General features: G+C 66.8%; 14 protein-coding genes and 1 pseudogene. 8 read left to right on the top strand and 7 right to left on the bottom strand.

Annotated features, from left to right (window positions below; genetic code table 11):
- The 3 genes and pseudogenes from ASD71_RS25145 to ASD71_RS25135 all read left to right on the top strand — a co-directional run.
- Positions 1-1063, top strand: a pseudogene (locus ASD71_RS25145) (phosphate acyltransferase); the annotation flags it as partial.
- The gene (locus ASD71_RS25140; protein WP_235512334.1) at positions 1044-2273 is read left to right on the top strand and encodes a patatin-like phospholipase family protein; all 1230 of its coding nucleotides are present in this window, start codon (positions 1044-1046) and stop codon (positions 2271-2273) included. The pseudogene ASD71_RS25145 and the gene ASD71_RS25140, both read left to right, overlap by 20 nt.
- On the top strand, positions 2270-2737 hold the full coding sequence (locus ASD71_RS25135) for a barstar family protein (RefSeq protein WP_056570977.1): 468 nt from the start codon (positions 2270-2272) through the stop codon (positions 2735-2737). The genes ASD71_RS25140 and ASD71_RS25135 overlap by 4 nt, the downstream gene beginning before the upstream one ends.
- Before the next feature lies 1 nt (position 2738).
- Here the strand turns inward: ASD71_RS25135 and ASD71_RS25130 are convergent, their stop codons facing one another.
- Entirely contained in the window at positions 2739-3470 is a 732-nt protein-coding gene (locus ASD71_RS25130; RefSeq protein WP_056570975.1) for a 16S rRNA (uracil(1498)-N(3))-methyltransferase, read from the bottom strand.
- Between the two features lie 205 nt (positions 3471-3675).
- Here ASD71_RS25130 and tkt point away from each other — a divergent pair, with 205 nt between their 5' ends.
- The 4 genes from tkt to ASD71_RS25110 all read left to right on the top strand — a co-directional run bounded on the left by tkt (position 3676) and on the right by ASD71_RS25110 (position 10076).
- Entirely contained in the window at positions 3676-5712 is a 2037-nt protein-coding gene (tkt, locus tag ASD71_RS25125) for a transketolase (protein WP_056570973.1), read from the top strand.
- A gap of 15 nt (positions 5713-5727) precedes the next feature.
- Complete coding sequence (gap, locus tag ASD71_RS25120) at positions 5728-6738, top strand: type I glyceraldehyde-3-phosphate dehydrogenase (protein ID WP_056570971.1); 1011 nt, start codon at positions 5728-5730, stop codon at positions 6736-6738.
- 93 nt (positions 6739-6831) lie between these two features.
- The gene (locus tag ASD71_RS25115; protein ID WP_056570969.1) at positions 6832-8028 is read left to right on the top strand and encodes a phosphoglycerate kinase; all 1197 of its coding nucleotides are present in this window, start codon (positions 6832-6834) and stop codon (positions 8026-8028) included.
- Positions 8029-8387: 359 nt separating this feature from the next.
- Entirely contained in the window at positions 8388-10076 is a 1689-nt protein-coding gene (locus tag ASD71_RS25110) for a SulP family inorganic anion transporter (RefSeq protein ID WP_200949482.1), read from the top strand.
- 33 nt (positions 10077-10109) lie between these two features.
- Here ASD71_RS25110 and fabI read toward each other — a convergent pair whose 3' ends face one another.
- The 6 genes from fabI to ASD71_RS25080 form a co-directional block, all read right to left on the bottom strand.
- A complete protein-coding gene (fabI, locus tag ASD71_RS25105) occupies positions 10110-10883 on the bottom strand; it encodes an enoyl-ACP reductase FabI (protein WP_056570967.1) in 774 nt (257 codons plus the stop codon).
- Positions 10880-12064 carry an acetate/propionate family kinase gene (locus ASD71_RS25100; protein WP_056570965.1) on the bottom strand — a complete coding sequence of 395 codons (1185 nt, stop codon included), beginning with the start codon at positions 12062-12064 and terminating at the stop codon, positions 10880-10882. Before ASD71_RS25100 ends, fabI begins: the two co-directional genes overlap by 4 nt.
- A 74-nt stretch (positions 12065-12138) precedes the next feature.
- Entirely contained in the window at positions 12139-13083 is a 945-nt protein-coding gene (locus tag ASD71_RS25095) for a phosphate acetyltransferase (protein WP_056570963.1), read from the bottom strand.
- A 5-nt stretch (positions 13084-13088) separates the two neighbouring features.
- Positions 13089-15698 carry a DUF3141 domain-containing protein gene (locus tag ASD71_RS25090; RefSeq protein WP_056570961.1) on the bottom strand — a complete coding sequence of 870 codons (2610 nt, stop codon included), beginning with the start codon at positions 15696-15698 and terminating at the stop codon, positions 13089-13091.
- A gap of 189 nt (positions 15699-15887) precedes the next feature.
- Positions 15888-16520, bottom strand: a complete 633-nt coding sequence (gene yfcF / locus ASD71_RS25085) for a glutathione transferase (RefSeq protein ID WP_056570959.1) — start codon at positions 16518-16520, stop codon at positions 15888-15890.
- A gap of 116 nt (positions 16521-16636) precedes the next feature.
- Positions 16637-16966 (bottom strand): DHCW motif cupin fold protein, encoded by a 330-nt coding sequence (locus ASD71_RS25080; protein ID WP_056570958.1) that lies wholly within the window; start codon positions 16964-16966, stop codon positions 16637-16639.
- A gap of 202 nt (positions 16967-17168) precedes the next feature.
- On the opposite strand from ASD71_RS25080, the gene ASD71_RS25075 reads away from it, so the two are divergent.
- Entirely contained in the window at positions 17169-18110 is a 942-nt protein-coding gene (locus ASD71_RS25075) for a DnaJ C-terminal domain-containing protein (RefSeq protein ID WP_056570956.1), read from the top strand.
- Positions 18111-18112: the final 2 nt, after the last annotated feature.

The raw sequence follows: 18112 nt of genomic DNA, 5'->3' as shown, positions 1-18112 counted from the left end.
AAGCCGTTCGATCCGCGCCTCATCGTGCGCATCGCGCCGGCCGTGGCCAAGGCTGCAATGGAAGGTGGCGTCGCCACGCGTCCGCTGGCGGACCTGGAAGCGTACGAAGAGCAACTGCAGCAGTTCGTGTACCACTCGGGCGCGTTCATGAAGCCGCTGTTCTCGGCGGCCAAGCGCATCGTGCGCGAAGGCGGTCCGGCGCGCATCGTGTTCGCGGAAGGCGAGGACGAACGCGTGCTGCGCGCGGTGCAGGTGGTGGTGGACGAAGGCCTGGCTCGCCCGATCCTGGTGGGCCGTCCGTCGGTGCTGCTGACCCGCATCGAAAAGCTCGGCCTGCGCCTGCGCCTGGGCGAGGACGTCGAAGTCACCAACCCCGAATACGACGAGCGCTTCCATCAGTATTGGACGACCTACTGGGAACGCATGTGCCGCCGCGGCATCACCAAGGAAATGGCGCGCGTGGAAATGCGCCGCCGCATGACGCTGATCGGCGCGATGATGGTGCACCTGGGCGATGCCGACGGCATGGTCTGCGGCTCTGTTGGCGCCTACCACGACCACCTGCGTTTCGTGGACGAGGTGATCGGCCGCCGCCCGGGCCACAACGTGTATGCCGCCATGAACATCCTGCTGCTCAACGAGCGCACGGTGGTGCTGGTGGACACGCATGTGAACGATGAGCCCACCGCTGAACAGATCGCGGAATTTACCGTGGCCGCCGCGCGCGAGATGCGCCGGATGTACCTAGCGCCCAAGGCCGCGTTGCTGTCGCGCAGCAATTTCGGCTCGGGCAGCTCGGCGTCGGGCGCCAAGATGCGCCGCGATGCGCATCCTGCCGTCGTCCACGCTCAAGGGCGAAGCCAACCTGCTGGTGTGCCCGAACGTCGACTCGGGCAACATCGCCTACAACCTGCTCAAGACAGCGGCGGGCGGCAACGTCGCGGTGGGTCCGTTCCTGCTGGGCGCCAATGCCCCCGTGCACATCCTGACCTCCAGCTCCACCGTGCGCCGCATCGTCAACATGACCGCGATGACGGTGGTCGATGTCAATACGCCACGTTGAAGTCAAGCCGGCCGGCAGGGCGTGCCCACGCACGCCCACCGGCCTGGTCCTGACGGGCGGCGGCGCGCGTGCCGCCTATCAGGTCGGGGTGCTCAGCGCCATCATGGAGCTGCTGGACCCGGACTGGCATTCCCGGTTCCAGAACCCCTTCGACATCATCTGCGGCACGTCCGCCGGCGCCATCAACGCCGCCGCGCTGGCCTGCCGCGCCGACCGGCCCCATCTGGGCGTGCGGCGCATCCGCCGCCTCTGGTCGTCGCTGAACACCGACATGATCTACCGGGCCGACGCGCCCGGCCTGATCCGCACCGGCGTGCGGTGGCTGGGCCTCTTGTCGCTGGGCTGGATGTATTCCGGCTTGACGCGCAAGCGCCCGCATTCGCTGCTCGACAACACTCCGATGCAGGGGCTGCTGGAGCGCGTGCTGGACTTCAGCAATCTGCGCGCCAACCTGGAGAGCGGTTCGCTGTCCGCGCTGGCCATCACTGCGTCGGGCTACACCAGCGGCGAGCACTTGACGTTTTACCAGGCGAATACGCCGATCGAACCCTGGCACCGCTATCTGCGGCTGGCGATCCCCACGCCCATCGGCATCGAACACCTGATGGCGTCGTCGGCCATTCCCTTCGTGTTTCCGGCGCGCCAGGTGCAGGTGCATGGCAAGGGCGAATGGTGCGGCGACGGCTCGATGCGCCAGCTCGCGCCCATCAGTCCGGCGATCCACCTGGGCGCGCACCGCGTCATGGTGATCGGCACGGGCTACCGCGATGACACCCATCCCGAAAACCGAGAAGCCTCGCCGCCGTATCCGTCGCTGGCGCAGGTGGGTGGGCATGCGCTGTCGAGCATCTTCCTGGATGGTTTGTCGGCGGATGTCGAGCGCCTGGAGCGCATCAACTACCTGATGGACCACGCGGACCCGAACGGCGGGCCGCCCACCGTGCGGCGTATCGAGGTGTTGACGATCACGCCCAGCCAGTCGCTGGATTTGATGGCGCTCGAACATTTGCACGATATGCCCGCACAGGCGCGTGCGCTTTTCCGCGTACTCGGTGTATCGTCCGATCCAAACCGTCCGGGGGGCGGGGCGCTGATGTCCTACCTCCTGTTCGAAGCCGGCTACACCAAGCGATTGATCGAACTGGGTTATGCCGATACGATGCGACGTAACGACGAAGTGATCGCCTTTTTCAGGGAGGCACAGGCATGACGCGCAATGGCCAATCTACTTTGCAGCGGCAGCTGATGCGCGGCGGAGCGCTGGCTCACGACGGGCTCGACAAGAAAGCCGTGGTGGACGCCGCGCACGAACTTGGCCTGTCCTTGTTTGTTGCCAATTGCGACCCGTGCCGCAGCCGCTCGGCGGTCTTGCGTGCCATCGTCAAGGCGGTGGATTTTCCCGAATACTTCGGCGGCAACCTTGACGCCCTCTACGACTGCCTGTGCGACACGGTGCTGGATCACAAATCCGGTGTGGTGCTGTGGCTGTACCGCCTGCACTCCGGCGATCCGGCGCTTGAAGAAGACGCCGGCCGCATCGAAACCGTGTGCTCCGACGCGGCGGATTTCGCGCACGAAAATGGCCGCGTGTTCGCGTATGTCATCGAGCACGCTGGCGCGCACCCTGAACCCGAGCCCGGCGTGGCTGCCGCGCCCTACGGCGAAAACGACTGACCTACCACCCGCGCAGCGCGCTGATCGCCGATAACAGCGCCAGACCGGCCGTCTCGGTGCGCAGCACCCGGGGGCCAAAGCGCACGGCCTGCACACCCGCCTTGCGGGCCGCTTCCAATTCCTTGTCCGACCAGCCGCCTTCCGGGCCGACCAGCAGGGTGATGGCCGCCTGATCCGGCGCGCCTTGCAGGGTGGCGGCCAGGTCTTGATCGGCCTCGGGATGGCACAGCACGCGCAGCCCCTCGGCGGGTTGCGCCAGCCAGGCTTCCAGCGTCAGCGGCGCGTCCACGGTCATCAGCCGGTTGCGGCCGCATTGCTCGGCTGCCGATTGCGCAATGCGCTGCCAGTGCGCGACGCGCTTTTCCAGGCGCGGGCCCGACAACTGGAGCACGCTGCGCTGCGCGGCGATCGGGCTGACCCGGGCCGCGCCCAGTTCCACGGCCTTTTCCACCACCCAATCCATCTTGTCGCCCGACGGCAGTCCCTGGGCCAGGATGATGCGCCCGCCGAGTTCGGCCTCGCGGGGATTGAAGTCGCCAAGCTGGGCAAAGCCCGCCTTGCCCTCGACGTCCAGCACCGCCGGGTACTCGCCGCCCTGGCCATTGAACAGGGTGATGGCCTCGCCGGCCCGCAGGCGCAGCACGCGCAGGGCGTGATGGGCAAGGGCGTCGGGCAGGGCGATGCGGGCGCCGGCGGCCAGCGGGACGTCGCAATGGAAACGGGGGGCGGGCATGGTAATCGGGCTTCGAAATGGGTGGGGACTGACGAGTTCGCGTAGCCTACCACTCCCTGCCGATTCCTCTGGAAACCCGCGATTACATAGGGCATCCGGCCGATGGCCTCCGGGAAATCCCCTGATGCTAAAATCACCTGCTTCGCAACCTACTCAACCGGCCCTATTTCCTCTGTAGGCGCGCCGGTTTCAAAGAGCCTTCCGAATGAGCAATCCGACCGCCCCTAAACTTGCCTTGGCGGATGCCATCCGCGCCCTCGCGATGGATGCCGTGCAACAAGCGAACTCCGGGCATCCGGGTGCTCCCATGGGCATGGCGGAAATCGCCCAAGCCTTGTGGGCCGGCAACCTGCGCCACAATCCCAAAGATCCCGCCTGGGCCAACCGCGACCGCTTCGTGCTGTCCAACGGCCACGGTTCGATGCTGATCTACGCCCTGCTGCACCTGACGGGCTACGACCTGCCGATCGAAGAAATCAAGAATTTCCGCCAGCTGCATTCCAAGACGCCGGGGCACCCCGAAGTGGGCATCACCCCCGGCGTGGAAACGACCACCGGCCCGCTGGGCCAGGGTCTGGGCAATGCCGTGGGCATGGCGCTGGCCGAAGCGCTGCTCGCCGCCGAATTCAACAAGCCGGGCCACACGCTCGTCGATCACCACACCTACGCGTTCACCGGCGACGGCTGCCTGATGGAAGGCATCTCGCATGAAGTGTGCTCGCTGGCCGGCACGCTCAAGCTCGGCAAGCTCGTCGTGCTGTACGACGACAACGGCATCTCCATCGACGGCCATGTGGAACACTGGTTCGCCGACGACACCGCCAAGCGCTTCGAAGGCTACGGCTGGAACGTCGTCCGCGGCGTGGACGGCCATGATGTCGCCGCCGTGGACGCCGCCATCAAGGCCGCGCGTTCGCAGTCGGACAAGCCCACGCTGATCGTCTGCCGCACCGTGATCGGCAAGGGTTCGCCCAACATGGCCGGCACGCACAACGTGCACGGTGCGCCGCTGGGCAAGGACGAGATCGCCGCCACGCGCACCGCGCTGGGCTGGTCGTCGGAACCCTTCCAGATTCCGCAAGACGTCTACGACGGCTGGGATGGCCGCAAGCAGGGCGCCGAATCCCAAGCCGAATGGCAAAAGCGTTTCGACGCCTACGCCGCAGAATTCCCCGCCGAGGCCGCTGAATTCACGCGCCGCATGAAGGGCGAAATGCCCGCCGGCTACGCCGATCAGTTCAAGGCCTTCCTCTCCGCCACACTTGAAAAGGGCGAAACCGTCGCCACCCGCAAGGCCTCGCAATTCGCGATCGCCGCGATGGCGCCGTTGCTGCCGGAAATGCTGGGCGGCTCGGCCGACCTGACCGGTTCCAACTTCACCGACTGGAAGGGCGTTGCCGCCGTCCGCGCCGGCGACAAGGGCATCCAGCTCGGCCGCCACATCAACTACGGCGTGCGCGAATTCGGCATGGCCGCCATCATGAACGGCATCGCGCTGCACGGCGGCTACCTGCCGTTCGGCGGCACGTTCCTGACGTTCTCCGACTACTCGCGCAACGCCATCCGCATGGCCGCGCTGATGAAGCAGCGCGTCGTCCACGTGTTCACCCACGACTCCATCGGCCTGGGCGAAGACGGCCCGACCCACCAGTCGATCGAGCACGCGGCCAGCCTGCGCCTCATTCCCAACCTGTCGCTGTGGCGTCCTTGCGATACGGCCGAGACCGCCGTGGCCTGGAACGCCGCCGTGACGCGTCCGGCCAGCATCGGCATGGACGTGCATGACGGCGGCCCGACGGCCCTGTTGCTGTCCCGCCAGAACCTGCCGTTCGTGCCGCGCGACGCGGCCACGGTCGACGCCATCGCTCGCGGCGGCTACGTGCTGCGCGACGCCGAAGGCGCCCGCGCTGTCATCATCGCCACCGGCTCCGAAGTCGCCATCGCCCTGGACGCCCAGGCGCAGCTGGCCAAGGAAGGCATCGCCGTGCGCGTGGTATCCATGCCCAGCACCGACGTCTTCGACAAGCAGGACGCCGCCTGGAAGCAATCCGTGCTGCCCAAGGGCCTGCCGCGCGTGGCTGTTGAAGCCGGCGTCACCGCCTTCTGGCACAAGTACGTGGGCCTGGAGGGCGCCGTGGTCGGCATCGACCGCTACGGCGAGTCCGCACCGGCCGGCGCACTGTTCAAGTTCTTCGGGCTGACCGCCGACAAGGTGGCCGAGACCGTCAAGCAAGTTTTGTAAAAAAGGAGCTTAGTCATGACCATTCGCGTCGCCATCAACGGTTACGGTCGCATCGGCCGCAACATCCTGCGTGCCCACTACGAAGGTGGCAAGAAGCACGATATCGAAATCGTCGCCATCAATGACCTGGGCGATCCCAAGACGAACGCGCACCTGACGCGCTACGACACCGCCCACGGCAAGTTCCCGGGCACCGTCGAAGTCGACGGCGAGTTCATGGTCGTCAACGGCGACAAGATCCGCGTGCTGGCCAACCGCAACCCGGCTGAACTGCCGTGGGGCGACCTGAAGGTCGACGTCGTGCTGGAATGCACGGGCTTCTTCACCACCAAGGAAAAGGCCGGCGCGCACATCAAGGGCGGCGCCAAAAAGGTCATCATCTCGGCCCCCGGCGGCAAGGATGTCGACGCCACCATCGTCTACGGCGTCAACCACGGCGTGCTGAAGTCGACGGACACCGTCATTTCCAACGCGTCGTGCACCACCAACTGCCTGGCCCCGCTGGTCAAGCCGCTGAACGACAAGCTGGGTCTGGAAAACGGCCTGATGACTACCGTTCACGCCTACACCAACGACCAGGTCCTGACCGACGTCTACCACGAAGACCTGCGCCGCGCGCGTTCGGCCACGATGAGCATGATCCCCACGAAGACCGGCGCTGCCGCCGCCGTGGGCCTGGTCCTGCCGGAACTGAACGGCAAGCTGGACGGCTACGCCATCCGCGTTCCGACCATCAACGTGTCGCTGGTCGACCTGTCGTTCGTGGCCAGCCGCGACACGACCGCCGAAGAAGTGAACAGCATCCTGAAGGCCGCCTCGGAAGGCGAGCTCAAGGGCATCCTGGACTACAACACCGAACCCCTGGTCTCGGTCGACTACAACCACAACCCGGCCTCCAGCACCGTTGACGCGTCGCTGACCAAGGTCTCGGGCCGCCTGGTCAAGGTCTCGTCCTGGTACGACAACGAGTGGGGCTTCTCGAACCGCATGCTCGACACCACCGTCGCGCTGATGTCGGCCAAGTAAGCACTCCGCCAGTCCATAAGGGGACGGATTTGTTTTCCGCCAATGCGGAAAATGGGTTCGTCCCCTTTGTTCGCCTACCGAAGGAATCCAAATATGTCCAAGGTCAAAACTTTGTCCGCGCTGGCCAAGGCCGGCGCGCTGTCCGGCAAGCGCGTGTTCATCCGCGCCGACCTCAACGTTCCGTTCGATGACGCCGGCCGCATCAGCGAAGACACCCGCATCCGCGCCTCGGTGCCCGGCATTCGCCTGGCGCTGGACGCCGGCGCCGCCGTGATGGTCACGTCCCACCTGGGCCGCCCCAAAGAAGGCGTGCTGACCGACGCCGATTCGCTTGCCAAGGTCGGCCAGCGCCTGTCCGAACTGCTCGGCATGCCCGTGCCGCTGGTGCGCGACTGGGTCGATGGCGTGAAGGTCGATCACGGCCAGGTCGTGCTGCTGGAAAACTGCCGCGTGAACGTCGGCGAAAAGAAGGACGACGAGGCGCTGGCCAAGAAGATGGCCGCGCTGTGCGACGTCTACGTCAACGACGCCTTCGGCACGGCGCACCGCGCCGAAGCCACCACCCACGGCATCGCGCGCTTTGCCACCGTGGCCTGCGCCGGCCCGCTGCTGGAAGCCGAACTCGACGCCCTGGGCCGTGCCCTGCACGAACCCAAGCGCCCGCTGGTCGCCATCGTGGGCGGCTCGAAGGTGTCGACCAAGCTGTCCATCCTGCAATCGCTGGCCGACAAGGTCGACCAGCTGGTGGTGGGCGGCGGCATCGCCAACACGTTCATGCTGGCCGCCGGCCTGTCCATCGGCAAGTCGCTGGCCGAGCCCGACCAGGTCGATCAGGCCCGCGCCGTCATCGACATCATGAAAAAGCGCGGCGCGGCCGTGCCGATCCCCGTTGACGTGGTGTGCGCCAAGTCGTTCGGCGCCGACGCTGATGCCACCGTCAAGGCAGCCACCGACGTGGCCGACGACGACATGATCCTGGACATCGGCCCCAAGACCGCCGAACAACTGGCCGGCATCCTGAAGCAGGCGGGCACGATCGTCTGGAACGGTCCGGTAGGCGTGTTCGAATTCGATCAGTTCGCCAACGGCACCGAAGTGGTGGCGCGCGCGATTGCCGACTCCGACGGCTTCTCGATCGCCGGCGGCGGCGACACCCTGGCCGCCATCGCCAAGTACAAGATTGGCGAGCAGGTCGGCTACATCTCGACGGGCGGCGGCGCATTCCTGGAATTCCTGGAAGGCAAGACCCTGCCCGCCGTGGCCGTGCTGGAAGCCCGCGCGGCGGGGTGATTCCGGCCGTATACGCCGTCCTGCGAAGGGGCGGCGTGCGGCGGGCGTCTGACGTTTTCGGGCGTCAGATTCCGTCATGGTGGGACGGGTGTCAGACACCCGCGGCACGCTGCCGGCATGCCTGGGGCTGGCGCAGGGGTGTCAGACACCTTCGCTCCAGGTGTCTGACACCCTTATGCGCTGGACGCCCAGATCGAACGGGTGCTGCACGGGTGTCTGACACCGGGCCACAGCTCAGACGCCAGACACCCGCATCGGCCGCCTTGATTCGTCGCGCGCCGCTTGGCTTGGGGTTGGTGTAGGCTTGGGCGGTCATCCCGCCGCTCGCGGGAATTCACTTGTGATCGTCTCGCTGCACCATGAATCTCCGCTTTATTCCAGGCCTGGCCAACTTCCAGGGCATCACGCGTGAATCGGCGCGGCGCGACATCATGGCGGGGCTGAGCGTTGCCGCCGTGGCGCTGCCGGTGGGGCTGGCCTATTCCGCGATGATGGGCGTGCCGCCCGTCGCTGGCCTGTGGGCCGCCATTGCCGGCATGCTGGCGTATGCGTTCTTCGGTTCGTCGCGCACCCTCATCGTGGGTCCCGACACCGCCACCTGCACCCTCATTGCCGCCACGCTGACCGGCATGGCGCTGACCACGCCCGAATCGCGCCTGCTCGGCGCCACCAGCATTGCGCTGACCGTGGGTGTGGGCTGCCTTATTGCGCGTGTCTTGCGGCTGGGCGTGCTGGCCAATCTGCTGTCGCGGCCGGTGCTGATCGGCTACATGGCCGGCGTGGCGATCACGCTGGCCATGTCGCAGTTAAGCGGTCTGACGGGCGTGGGGCTGCGCAACAGCGGCCTCATTCATCCGTTCATGGAGCTCTCGCATCGCCTGTCCGAGATCCGGATGCCGACGCTGTTCCTGGGGCTGGCGTCGTGCGTCTTTCTGGTGGCGGTCAAGCGCTGGCGGCCGTCGTGGCCCGGGCCCATCCTGCTGGTCGTCGCGACCTGCCTGCTGTCGTGGCTGTTCAATTTTCCGGCGCTGGGCATCGCGGTCGTGGGCGACGTGCCGGCCGGGTTGCCGTCGTTCAATCTGCCGGTCAGCCTGCAAGGCGTGGACGGCATTCTGCTGGGCGCGGCGGGCGTCCTGGTTGTCAGCTTTTCCAGCGGCATCGTGACCGCGCGCAGCTTTGCGGCGCGCACGGGCGAACACGTGGATCCGAATCGCGAGCTCGTGGGCTTCGGCGCGGCCAACGTGGCGGCCGGGCTGTTCCAGGGCTATGTCGTGACGGGCGCGGACTCGCGCACCGCGGTCGGGCTGGTGGCAGGAGGCTCGTCGCCGCTGGTCAGCATCAGCGCGGCCGCCGCGCTGGCCGTGGTGGTGGGCTTGTTGAGCGCACCGCTGTACTGGCTGCCGCAGTTTGCGCTGTCGGCCATTCTGCTGCTGGCTGCGGCCAGCCTGTTCGATTGGCAGGCGTTCAAGCGGTTGGCGCGCATCTCGCGGATCGAGCTCGCGTTCGGCGTGCTGGCGGCCGTGGGCGTGGTGGGATTCGGCGTGTTGCAAGGCGTGGCCGTCTCGGTGGGCGCGACGCTGCTCTACGCCATGTACGTGTCCGGCAATCCCCGCGATGCGTTGCTGGGCAGATTGCCCGGAGAAACCGTGCTGGGCAAGCTGCACCTGAATCCCGAAGCCAAGCCGGTGCCGGGCGCCGTGATCTGGCTCTTCGAATCCTCGGTCTGGTTCTTCAACGCGGACGCGTTCCGGCGCCGCGCCCGCGAAATCATCGAGCAGGCGGGCGACGTGCGCTGGTTCTTGCTGGACGCCGAAGCCATGACGCAGGCCGATGCCGACGCTGTTGAGGCGCTATATGAACTGAAGCGCAATCTGGACGAGCGCGGCATCACGCTGCTGGTGGCTGGCGGCCACGGCAAGTTCCGCGAGGCGCTGCAGCGTTCGGGCCTGGTCAAAAAGATCGGACCGGACAGAATCTTCGGCAGCCCGGAACAGGCGGTCGACGCCATCGAGCGCTGGCGCCAGGGCGGGCCGGCGACGCTGGCCTGACCTTCCAATGACGGGGGTGTCTGACACCCCGCGTCAATCAATGATGTGATACCCGCCGTCGATGTACAGCGTCTGCCCCGTCATCAGCCGTGCCGCATCCGTGGCCAGCCACGCAGTCGCTTCGCCCACATCGTCAATCGACACCAGGCTGCGCGCCGGCGCCTTGGCCTGCGCGCGGTCCAGCATCGTGTCGAATTCCGCGATGCCGGACGCCGCACGGGTCTTCAGCGGTCCCGGCGAAATCGCGTGCACGCGGATGCCCTGCGGACCCAGCTCGGCCGCCAGATAGCGCGTGGCGGATTCCAGGGCGGCCTTGACCGGGCCCATCATGTTGTAGTGCTCGACCACCATCTGCGAGCCGTAGTAGCTCATGCAGAAGAGGGCGCCGCCATTGCGCATCAGCGGCTCGGCCAGCTTGGCCATGCGGATGAAGGACCAGCACGACACGTCCATCGCCTGCAGAAAGCCCGCGCGCGAGCAGTCCGTGACCCGCCCGTGCAGATCGTCGCGCGGCGCGAACGCCACCGAATGCAGCACGAAATCCAGCGCGCCCCATTCGTCCGTGATACGGCTGAAGACGGCCTCCAGCTCGCCGTCGTTCAGCAGGTTCATGGGCATCAGCAATGGCGCTTCAACCTGCTGCGCCAACGGCGCCACGTGCGGCAGGGCCTTGTCGTTCAGGTAGGTGACCGCCAGTTCGGCGCCCATGGCGCGAAACGCCTTGGCGCAGCCCCACGCGATGGAGTCGGCATTGGCGATGCCGGTCACCAGCCCGCGCTTGCCGGCCAGCGGCAGATGCGCGCTCATCGCTGCCTCACGAGGGCGAGCGTGTGCTGAGCAATGACCAATTCTTCGTTCGTGCGCACCACGTAGACGCCGATGCGGCTGTCGTCGGTCGAGATGCGTGGCCCGTGGCGGGCGTTGCGCTCGGGGTCAAGTTTGATGCCCAGCCAGCCCCAGTGGTCGCTGATCGCCTGGCGGATCTCGGCGGAGTTCTCGCCGACGCCCGCCGTGAAGACGATGCCGTCGATGCCGTTCGTCGCGCAGCCCAGGCCGACCATGCCTTCGGCCACGCGCCACGCGAAGTATTTCAGCGCCAGCTTGGCCGACGGCGCATTGCTGGCCAGCAGTTCGCGCATGTCGTTGCTGATGCCCGACAGGCCCTTCATGCCGCAGTCGTGATACAGCATGTGCTCGATCTCGTCGTGGCTCATGCCCTGTTCCATCATCCAGAGCACCACGCCGGGGTCCAGACGGCCGGGGCGGGTACCCATCGGCAGGCCTTCCAGCGCGGTAAAGCCCATGGTGCTGTCCACGCTCCTGCCTTGGTGCATGACGCAGGCCGATACGCCGGAGCCCAGATGGGCGACGACGATCTTGCCCATCGCGATGTCGGGCAGCGTCTGCTTCAGGCGCTGTGCGATGTACTCGTAGGACAGCCCATGAAAGCCATAGCGGCGCACGCCTTCCAGATACAGGCGCTCGGGCAGCGCATAGCGGTCGGCGACGTCGGAATGGCTGCGATGGAACGCCGTGTCAAAGCACGCGACCTGCGGAATCCACGGCCGTCGTTCGCGGATGACGCGGATCGGCGCCAGGTTGTTGGGCTGGTGCAGCGGTGCGAGCGGCGTGAAGGTTTCAAGCCGGGCCAGAATATCGTCGTCGATCAGCACCGGCTCGGACAGATCCGGCCCGCCGTGAACCACGCGATGCCCCACCGCCAGCGGCGCGCCGCCCAGGTGGCCGCTCAGCCATGTACCGACGACTTCCTGCGCGTTGGGCACGTCGGGGGCGTGGCTGGGCGCGATGTCGCGCTCGACCAGCGTCTCTCCCGCCGCGTCGCGCACCCGCAGGCGCGGATGCGTGGTGCCGATGCCTTCAAGCTGGCCGCCCAGCCGGGGCGCCAGTTCATGCTTGTCGGCGATGTCGTACAGGTAGAACTTGATGCTGGAACTGCCGGCGTTGATGACGAGGATGGTGTCGCTCATGGCGGTGTGCTTCCACGTTGAGACAAGTCGCGCGAAGGCCCGCGAGGGCGGGCCGGGGCTGGGGCTGACGGTTGTCAGGCCAGCGGTCTGGCCTGCTGCTGGGCAAGGTAGTTGGCGTAGATCGCCGCCACCGCGCAAGACGCCAGGCGCGAACGCGGGCTGTCGGCGCGGCTGGTCAGGATGATCGGCACGCGTGCGCCCAGCACGATGCCGGCCGCCTCGGCGTTGGCGAGAAAGGTCAGGTTCTTGGCCAGCATGTTGCCGGCTTCCAGATCGGGCACCACCAGCACCTGGGCCACGCCGGCCACGGGCGAGCGGATGCCCTTGATGCGCGCGGCGTCGGGGCTGATCGCGTTGTCCAGCGCCAGCGGGCCGTCCAGCACGCCGCCCGCGATCTGGCCGCGGTCGGCCATCTTGCACAGGGCGGCTGCCTCGATGGTGCTGGGGATGCTGGGGGTGACCTGTTCGACCGCCGACAGGATCGCCACGCGCGGTTCGCCCAACCCCAGTCCGTGATGCAGGTCGATCACGTTGCGGATGATGTCGGCCTTGGTTTCGAGGTCCGGAAAGATGTTGATGGCCGCATCGGTGATGAAGAGCGGCTCGGCGTAGGTCGGCACTTCCATGATGAACACATGGCTGATGCGCCGGCCGCTGCGCAGGCCGGTGGCGCGCGCCACGACCTCGTGCATCAGCTCGTCGGTGTGCAGGCTGCCCTTCATCAGCAGGGAGGCCTCGCCGCTGCGCACCAGCGCCACGGCGGTTTCCGCGGCCGCATGGCTGTGCGGCGCGTCCACGATGCGGGCGTCGCCCAGGTTCAGCTTGAACTGCTCGGCCGTGTCGCGGATCTTGCCTTCGGGTCCGACCAGGATGGGCCGCAGCAGGCCCAGATCGCGCGCTTCCAGCGCGGCCGACAGCGACGGTTCATCGCAAGGATGGGCGATCGCGCACGGGGCCGCCTCCAGCGTTTGCGCGCGCGCGATGAGTTTGTCGTAGTGCGTGGACGTGGGGAGGCTCATGGGTCTCAGGCCTTGGCGGGTTGACGGGTGGCGGCGCGCTTGGCGGGCGCTTTGGCCGGGGTCGCGTCCGCGCCGGACTTGGAGGCGGACTTCGAAGCGGGCTTCGACGCGGGCTTCGATGCTGCCTTGGCGGCGCCATTGGCCGCCGGCTTTGCCGTTTTGGCGGCGTGCCTTGCCGGGGACTTCGATGCCGCTTTCGACGCGGCGTTGGGCGCTGCTTTCGATGCGGCCTTCGTCGCGGCCTTCGATGCCGACGGCGGCGCCTTCTTGGGCGGCTCCGCCTCATTGACGGCCTTTCCCGCTGCGTCAGGATGCGGCCGGGCGGTCTTGGCGGGCACCTGGGCGGCCAAGTCGACCAGATCCTGGACTGGATAGGCGGCCTTCGCGGCGGCGGCGCCGCGCGATGCCGCAGGCGCCTGGCCTTGCTTGCGCCGTTGCGCGCGGCGTTCGGCCGCTTCGAAGATGCGCTCCATTTCGTTCAGACTTTCGCGCGCCGCGTCGCTCAGCGGCTCGGCCGCTTCCAGGACGCCCTTCATCGCGACCAGGCTGGCGCGGATTTCGGCGGCCGTCGAGTCTTCCAGAAGGCGGGGCATGGCCTGGATGGCGGCGTCCGAATCCAGCGTCATCATCAGGGCCTGTTCGCGGATAACGTCCTTGAACGCTTCCAGCGTCAGCGCGTTGTCGGCTTCGGCGCGCATCTTGCGGATCAGCGCGAAACTGCGCTCGTCCAGGCCGCCCTCGGCGCCGGACACGTACAGCAGCATGCGGATCGCGGCCACGCGCAGTCCGCCTTCCTGCAGCATGGAACGCAGTTCAGCGGCGCGGTCTTCCATGAAGCGGCGATGCTCCGGCGAGACGCCGGGGTGCCTGCGGGGCGAGCCGGACTTGGCGCCCAGGCCGGCCAGATCCTGCACCACGGGCGATCCGTAGACGCTCATGAAGGTGCGCTCGTCGGCCGAATCGCGCAATTCCTGCCAGATGTTCAGGCTGGTCTCGATCCAGTTCGAGAACATCTCTTGCGCCACCACGAACGGATTGGCGGGCGCGGCCTGCTGGCGGTTCTCGCGCACCTGTTCGGCGACCTTGGCGATGGGGGCGATGAGCGGATTGCGGTCGGAGATCAGTTCGTAGGGCAGGCGCAGCGGGTGCATGCGCTGCATCCACTCGGCCGATTGCGGCGTGACCATGGCGCGCAGCCAGGGCTGCACGAAGCTGCGGTACATGCCCAGATTGATGTCGGAGATGCGGGCCACCGCGGCAAAGCGTTGGTCATCTTCTTCCTTGCGGTCAACAATGGCGCGCACGTCGTCCAGCTTGCGCTGTTCGAAGGACAGCACGTAGTTGCCGAAAGCCAGATCGGCGTTGGGCGTGTCGGGCGTCTTGTCGGCGATTTCGGCCTGGTAGATGCCCGGCGGCAGCACATCGATCATGTCGATGTTGGAGGTGAATTCCTGGTGTTCCTTGCGCGCCACGCTGCCGGACACGAAGATGCCCAGGTGGCCGATGCTTTCGTGGATGGCGTAGACGATGGTCTGGCCGTGGGCCAGGACTTCGGCTTCGTTCTGGTACAGATCGGGAATCCAGCCCAGCGCCTGCGGGGGCGGGGTGATGTTGTCGCCCTTGGAGCAGAACACCACGATGGGCGAGCGGATGTTGCGCAGGTCGATGCGGATGCCGTCGGAGGTCACCAGGCCCGCGGTGGCCAGACGGTTGCCCACGAACAGGTTGTCGACGATGTATTGGATCTCGGGCCCGTTCAGGAAGACGTGGCCGCCCCACCATTTTTCAAAGCTCAGGTAGCGGTCGGCCTCGGTGTCGACCTTGGCGTACAGGTTGTACTGCTTGGACCACAGGGTGTTGGCGGGATTGAGGTTCTCGAAGTTCTGCACCAGCCAGGCGCCGTCGAACTTGCCGTTGCCCAGGTCGCTGGTCATGGCCGTGAGCCAGCTTCCGCCCAGCAGGCCGCCCGCGTAGCGCATGGGATTCATGCCGCGCCAGCCCGCCCAGTAGGACAGCGGCGCGCCAGCGACGATGATCGGCCCGAACAGTTCAGGGCGCACCGCCGCGGTCATCATGATCTGCCAGCCCGCCTGGCAATTGGCCACGACGACGGGCTTGCCCTCGGCATCCGGGTGCAGCGCAATGATTTCTTCCAGAAAGCGCGCCTCGGCCATCATCACGTCTTCGACGGTCTGGGTGGGCATGGGCTGCGGCAGGAACGTCGCGAAGTAGCAGGGATGCCCCGCGCGCACGGCCACGCCGATTTCGCTTTCAGGCTTGAAGCCGCCGATGCCCGGGCCGTGGCCCGCGCGCGGGTCCACCACCAGGAAGGGGCGCTTGATCGGGTCCGTTTCCACGCCGGCCGGCGGCGTGATCCGCAAGAGGCCGTAATTGACGGGGCGGGGCAGCTCGCGGCCATCCAGCACCAGCTCGAATTCCATGCTGAGCACGTTGGGCGCGCGCTTGGCCATGTGATCGTGATATTGGTTGCCGCGCTGGCGCATCACGTCCGCATAAAGCACGCCGCGCTGCCAGGCGTCCACCGCGTATTCGTAGGCGGCCGTCCAGGGGTTGAGGGACGGGGCGAGCATGTGATCGGTGCCGGATCCGGCCATGGCGATCTCCTGTAATGAGCTGCCGGCGACAGACCGCCGCCGAGCCGGCCCCCAGTGGAACCGGCGAAATTGACCTCCCCATTACACCGCATCAGATGGTGCGGTGCAACATCGGAACGCTTGCGGGGTGTCAAATCGGCGCTCAGCCCGGCTTAATCGGACCGATGGCAGACCACTGCTCAGCTCAACTCACCGCGCGGCGGCGTTGTGTTCCAGCCACTTCTGGACGGCGGGCCGCTGCCATTGCACGTCTGCGTAGGCGCGCAGCGTGTCGGGCAGGTCGTCGTTCGACAGGCGCTTGAGCATGACCGCCAGATCGAGATCGGCGATGCACCACTCGTCGAACAGTGTCGTCTGGCCAACGCCGACCAGATAGCTGGCCACGCGAATCAATTTGGCGGAGGCCGCATGGGCGTCGTCGGACAGGGGCTGGCCGGTTTCGCCGTAGAACACGGTTTCCGTGGGACGTTCCTGGCGCAAGGCGCCCAGGTCGCTGCGCAGCCAGGCCTGCAATTGGCGCGCGCGGGCGCGTTCCTGCAGTGCGGCCGGAAACAGGCCGGTGTGTTCGGGAGGGGGAAAGGCTTCGTCCAGGTATTCGGCGATGACACTGGATTCGGTCAGATTGAAGTCCGCGTGCGTCAGCGCCGGCACCCGCGACGTGAGCGCGCGGCACTGGAACGGCTGCATGCGCTGTTCGCCGGCGCCCAGGTCGATGGGACGCACTTCAAAGGGCAGCCGCTTTTCGGTCAGCGCCACATAGACCGACATGGCGTAGGGGCTGAGAAACAGGGAATCGACGTATAGCGTAATCGGGGCGCCCAAAGCTTGTCTCCGGTCAGGCGGGGTAACGTATGGTCAGGCCGCGCGCGGCGCCTGATTTGCAAAGCGTAACGCAAGTGCAATGCGGACGTGTCGCGCGGGCGCGTCAGCCACAAGGGTCAGTCAACAATGAACAGCTTGGCGCCGGTCTGCGTGGACGAGCGATGCGGTTCGGCCTGATCGGCCACCTGGTAGCTCATGCCCGGGGTCAGCACGAACTGGCGGCCGTCTTCCAGTTCGGTGTGCAGTTCGCCTTCCAGACAGAACAAGATGTGGCCCTTGGTGCACCAGTGGTCGGCCAGGTAACCGGCCGTGTATTCCACCATGCGCACGCGCAGGTCGCCGAAATTACGGGTCCGCCAGTACGCCATGCCGGTGTCGCCGGCGTGTTCGGTGCGTTCCACTTCGGACCAGTCGGTGGTGCCGAAGGGGATGTTGCTCATCTTCATCGTGGATCCTGCCTGTTGGGTCCGCCCCCAAAATCCGGGCGAAAAAACACATACTACGCCAATCAGGCGGCCAGCTTGTGCTGCCGGCACATGCCGCGCGGCCGCACATTGAAAAATCGGTCCATAACCCCTATCTTCTGGCTATTCAAGGCCGGATCCGGCTGTGCCGGACGCGGCCTCAACCCTCTACGTGAGCTGGAACATGGAGTTCAAGGACTACTACAGCATTCTCGGGGTGGAGCAGGGCGCATCCGACGACGATATCCGCAAAGCCTATCGCAAGCTCGCCCGCAAATATCACCCAGACGTCAGCAAGGAAAGCGACGCCGAAACCCGCATGCGCGACGTCAACGAAGCGTATGACGTGTTGCGCGACGCTGAAAAGCGCCAGGCCTATGACAATTTGGCTGCGGGCGTCACGCCCGACGGCGGCTTCCAACCTCCGCCCGGCTGGGACGAAGGTTTCGAATTCCACCGCGGCGCCGCGCCTGGCGACGAGGCGCAATTCAGCGAGTTCTTTTCGTCACTCTTTGGCGGCCGGGGGGGCCGGCACGGCGCGCGCCAGCAGGACTTCCGCACGCGCGGCGAAGACCATCACGCCGCGATCGAAGTCGACCTCGAAGACGCGATCAAGGGTGCGACGCGCGACATCAGCCTGCGGTCCATGCAGATGGACGATCAGGGACGGCCGCACATGCAAAGCCGCACCCTCAGCGTCAAGATCCCGGCCGGCGTGCGTGAAGGCCAGTACATCCGGCTGGCCGGACAGGGCATGCCTGGCTATGGCGGCGGCGAAAGCGGCGATCTGTATCTGGAAGTGCGCTTCAAGCCGCATCCGCGTTACCGCGCCGAAGGGCGCGATCTCTACATGACGTTGCCGGTTGCGCCGTGGGAAGCCGCGCTGGGCGCCAGCGTCCAGGCGCCCACGCCCGGCGGCACGGTCGAAGTGTCCGTGCCGGCCGGTTCCGGCAACGGCCGCAAGCTCAGGCTGCGCGGACGCGGCATCCCCGGCGATCCGCCGGGCGACCTGTACTTGGTTCTGGATCTGGTGCTGCCGCCCGCCGACAGCGAAGCCGCCAAGGCCGCCTACCGCAAGCTCCAGCAGGATCTGCCTTTCAACCCGCGCCGCAACCTCGGGGTCTGAGC

It is taken from the genome of Achromobacter sp. Root565 (assembly GCF_001427425.1).
GTDB lineage: Bacteria > Pseudomonadota > Gammaproteobacteria > Burkholderiales > Burkholderiaceae_B > Achromobacter > Achromobacter spanius_D.
This window is presented reverse-complemented; position numbering and strand designations above follow the sequence as displayed.